Source organism: Kitasatospora sp. NPDC054795, assembly GCF_053611565.1.
The window spans coordinates 59,933-64,368 of record NZ_JBSHAP010000038.1 but is presented as its reverse complement, the minus strand read 5'-3'; the positions used below and the strand labels follow the sequence as shown (position 1 = coordinate 64,368).

At 69.4% G+C, this 4,436-nt stretch carries 3 protein-coding genes; all 3 read left to right on the top strand.

The genetic code is table 11. The features are described from left to right. A partial coding sequence (locus ACWGJO_RS16215; RefSeq protein WP_452184293.1) for an SDR family NAD(P)-dependent oxidoreductase occupies positions 1-3,130 on the top strand: 3,130 nt, incomplete at its 5' end. Positions 3,131-3,177: 47 nt separating this feature from the next. Next, on the top strand, positions 3,178-4,029 hold the full coding sequence (locus tag ACWGJO_RS16210) for a 3-hydroxyacyl-CoA dehydrogenase family protein (protein WP_452184291.1): 852 nt from the start codon (positions 3,178-3,180) through the stop codon (positions 4,027-4,029). 29 nt (positions 4,030-4,058) lie between these two features. Further along, entirely contained in the window at positions 4,059-4,310 is a 252-nt protein-coding gene (locus ACWGJO_RS16205; RefSeq protein WP_452184289.1) for an acyl carrier protein, read from the top strand. Positions 4,311-4,436: the final 126 nt, after the last annotated feature.

The following is a 4,436-nucleotide window of genomic DNA, read 5'->3' as shown; positions in this document are numbered from 1 at the left end:
CGACCAACAGGCCACCGACCCCACCTACTGGGGCCACCACATCCGCGCCACCGTCGAATACGCCACCGGCATCCGAACCGCCACCACCGAACCAGTCACCACCCTCCTCGAAATCGGCCCCGGCCAAACCCTCACCAGCCTCGCCCGCCGCATCCTCACCAACACCACCACCCACGCCACCACCCTCGCCTCACTCCCCCACAAACGCGACCCCCGCACCCCCTCCGAAACCCTCCAACGCACCCTCACCAACCTCTGGCTCACCGGCACCACACCCGACTGGACCACCTACCACTCCCACCAACCACGCCGCCGCATCCCCCTCCCCACCTACCCCTTCCAACACAAGCACTACTGGCTCGAGCACCGGATCCCGCGGGCGGCGGTCCAGCGCACGCCCGGCCCGCACCCGTTGCTGGACCAGGTCCTGCTCCGGTCGATGGGCCAGTCCGTCTTCCTCACCGAGTTCTCGCTGGAGCTGCACTGGGTGCTCTCCGAACACAAGCTGCTCGGAGAGGCGATCGTCCCCGGAACCACTTACCTGGAGATGGCCCGCGCCGCCGCCTCCCTGCACTTCGGCCGGCCGGTCACCGAGCTGTGCGACGTCACCTTCCTCGTCCCGTTGCTGGTGCAGGAAGGAGCCCCACGTACCGCACACACAACCGTCCGGGAAATCGACGACCTGCGGGCCGAGTTCACCGTCGCCAGTCACGACCCGGCGAGCGACCACTGGACGGTGCACGTCCAGGGCATGGTGAGTGTCGAGCCGCACACCGCACCCGCGCCGCTGCAGGATCCGGCAGCTCTGCGTGAGCTCTGCTCACTGGAGAGCGTGGACATCGCCCGGCGGCAGACCGAGCACAAGGTGATGGAGTTCGGCGATCGCTGGCGGAGCAGCCTCCCGACCGTGCACCTCGGCATCCGGGCCGCCCTCGGCGTACTCGACCTGCCCGAGCAGTACCGGGCCGAGTGCCAGGTCCACCTCCTGCACCCGACCCTGCTCGATCAGGCCACCGGCTTCAGTGGCTTCGCCGTCCTGGAGACTCCCGACGACCGTCGACTCGCCCTCGGCGACAGGGACTTCTTCCTCCCGGTCGGCTACGACTCGCTGCTCCTGCACGGTCCGCTACCCGCTCGCGGCCTGAGCTTCGTCCAACCGCATCCGGGCTACGTGACCAACGCCGAGTTCCGCAAGGTCGACGTGGTGATCTGCGACGAGTCGGGGGCCACCGCCGCCGAGATCCGCGGCTTCACCGTCAAGCGCGTCGCCGATGCCAAGCGCACAGTCGCCCAGCTGCGCCCGCACACCCGTCATCACACCCTCCGATGGGTCCCGGCACCGGCACCCGAGGAACGCCGGGCCCCGCCCACCCGGGTCCTGGTGATCGGCGAGCAGGGCAGCATCGGCGCCGAGCTGAGTGCCGCACTGCGTGCGCGCGGCGTCAGCGTCGCCGAGGCGGTACTCGCGGACCGGTGGCAGCGGACACTTCCGGACCGGTACGAAGTGCCACCCACCCAGGAGGGTTTCGGTCGACTGCTGGACGCACTCGGTGCGGAACTCCCGGACGAGATCGTGCACGTCGCGGCCCCTGCCGACGACGGCGTCCAGCAGGATCTGTCGCTCCTGGAGGCCAGGCTCGACCACGGCGTCCACAGCCTGTTCCACTTGGCCCGCAGCCTCTCCGAGCGCGGCGTGGCCCCGGCCGGGTTCAGTGTGGTCGCCCCCTCGGTGGCACGGGTGACCGGCACCGAGCCGCAGACGGCCCCGGTCCACGCGACGCTCTTCGGCCTGGCGAAAGTGATCGGACAGGAGTCCAGGAACACCGACGTGTTCTGCCTCGACATCGCCGGCGACACCGGCGCCGAGGCCGTCTGTGCCGAACTGCTCGGAGCCCGGACACCCGCCACCGTCGCGCTGCGCGACGGGCACCGGTACGTCGCGGAGCTCGCACCGGTGCACCTGCGGGAGCAGCCGGGGTCCGCGCCGGTCCGCCCGGACGGGGTGTACCTCATCACCGGCGGTCTGGGCGGACTCGGACTCGCGGTCGCCCGCCATCTGAGCCGCTCGGGGCCGGGTGCACGGCTGGCCCTGGTCAACCGCACCGAACTGCCGCCGCGCGAGCGGTGGGACGAGGTCACCGACGCCAAGCTGCGCGGGCAGATCGAGGCGCTGCGTGAACTGGAGCAAAACGGCGCCGAAGTCCGCAGCTACTCCGGTGACGTCACCGACCTGACGGTCATGGAGGGAGTCGTCGCGAAGATCCGCGCCGATCTCGGCGCGATCGGCTGCGTCGTCCACGCGGCCGGTGTCGCCGGGGACGGCTTCCTCTTCCGCAAGGACGCGGAGACCTTCCGTCGTACTCTGAACCCCAAAGTGCTCGGCGCCACCGTGCTGGACCTCGTCACCCAGGACGATCCGCCGGACTGCATGGTCAACTTCGGTTCCACGGTGGCGATCTTCGGCGCGGCCGGGCAAGGCGACTACACTGCCGCCAACAGCTACCTGGACCAGTTCGCCGAGCAGCGCTCCGCGCGCGGCCGGCGGACGGTGACGGTCGACTGGAGCGACTGGCTGGAAACCGGCATGGCCTTCGACCACGGAGTCCAGCAGGACCAGGGCTTCTTCCGGTCGGTGTCGGTCGAGGACGGTCTCAGCAGCTTCGAGGAGATCCTCGCCTCGGCCTGCACCCCGGTGATCGTCGGCGAGGTCAACTACCGCAAGCTGGGCGGGTCCGGCGAGCTCACGGAGCTGCTGCGCCGCGCGCCGCTGGTGCTGGCCGGCCCGATCCGGCAGGCCATCGCCGCGGCCCGCAGCAGTGCCGGCGAATCCGCCGCTCCGCCGGACGGCACGCCGTCCGACGGCGAGCCGAAGCTCTTCGGCAAGGAGAGCGGCGAGTTCAGCGACACCGAGCGCGCGCTCGCCCGGATCTGGGCCCGCGAGCTCGATCTCTCCGAACTCAACGTGCATGACACCTCGTTCGCGCTCGGGGTGGACTCGCTGGCCGCACTCCGGATCGCCCAGAGCATCCAGAAGACCATGGACATCCGGGTCTCCATGGTCGACCTGTTCCGCTATGTCACGATCGCGGATCTCGCCGATCACCTGGACACCAGGGACGCCCGGGCCTGACCGGGCACCCCCACTCCCCCCTTCTATCCCGCAAAGGTGGTATCCCCGTGAGCATCCGAACCGTAGGCGTGATCGGCGCCGGCACGATCGGCCGCGGCGTCGCCCAGTCCTTCGCGGAGTCCGGGTTCGAGGTGATCCTCGTGGACATCTCACCGGCTCAGCTCGACAGCGCGGTGGCCCAGATCGGCCGTGACCTGCTGGTCCAGCCGATGCTGCTCGGCAAGCCGCTGAAGGAGGACGCCAAGACCGTCCTCGCCCGGATCACCACCGGCACCGAGCTCACCTCGCTGGCCGATGCCGACTTCGTGGTCGAGAACGTCACCGAGGACTGGGACATCAAGCGGACGGTGTACGAGCAGATCGACACCATCTGCCGCCCTGGAGTGATCTTCGGCGTGAACACCTCGGCCGTGCCGATCACCCGGGTGGGCTCGGTCACCGGACGACCGGCCGAGATCCTCGGGCTGCACTTCATGAACCCCGTCCCGATGATGGGCACCGTCGAGGTTGTCAGCGGCCACTTCACCAGCGAGGAGACGCTGAAAACCGCGCTCGGGCTGCTGGCGGACATGGGCAAGGAGGGCATCGTCGTCCAGGACGCCCCCGGCTTCGTCACCAACCGGGTCCTCATGGTGACCATCAACGAGGCCATCTTCTGTGTCCAGGACCAGATCGCCTCGGCCGAGGACGTCGACAAGATGTTCCGCGGCTGCTTCGGCCACAAGATGGGGCCCCTGGAGACCGGCGACCTGATCGGCCTCGACACGATCCTGAACTCGATCACGGTCATGTACGAGAGCTACAAGGACAGCAAGTACCGCCCCGCCCCCCTGCTCCAGAAGATGGTCGACGCACGACTCCTGGGCCGCAAGACCGGCCGGGGCTTCTACACCTACTGATCCTCGAACTACCCAAGGAGAAACCTGATATGACGAACGACGACGTGCGCGCCAGGGTCCGCGAGTTCCTCGCCCCGCACCTGGCCGGCCAGCCGCTCGCCGACAACGACGACTTCTTCGCCCTCGGCTACGTCAACTCCCTCTTCGCGATGCAGCTCGCGCTCTTCGTCGAGAAGGACTTCGCCCTGACCCTCGGCCCGGCGGACATGGACTTCGACAACTTCCGCACGGTCGACGGTCTCGTCCGCCTGGTCACGTCGCGGACGGCTACGGCGGTCTAGCCCCTGGTCCCACCTGCGGACGCGGGGGGGGCCCCCCCCCCCCCCCCCCCCCCCGCGGGCCCCCCCACCCACCGCCCCGCGAAAGAACACCAAAAAACACCCACCCCCCCGAGGCCCCCCCCCCGA

Excerpts from the sequence above, each read along its gene's own strand:
- ACWGJO_RS16205 (WP_452184289.1), top strand. The coding sequence starts at position 4,059 with ATGACGAACGACGACGTGCGCGCCAGGGTCCGCGAGTTCCTCGCCCCG.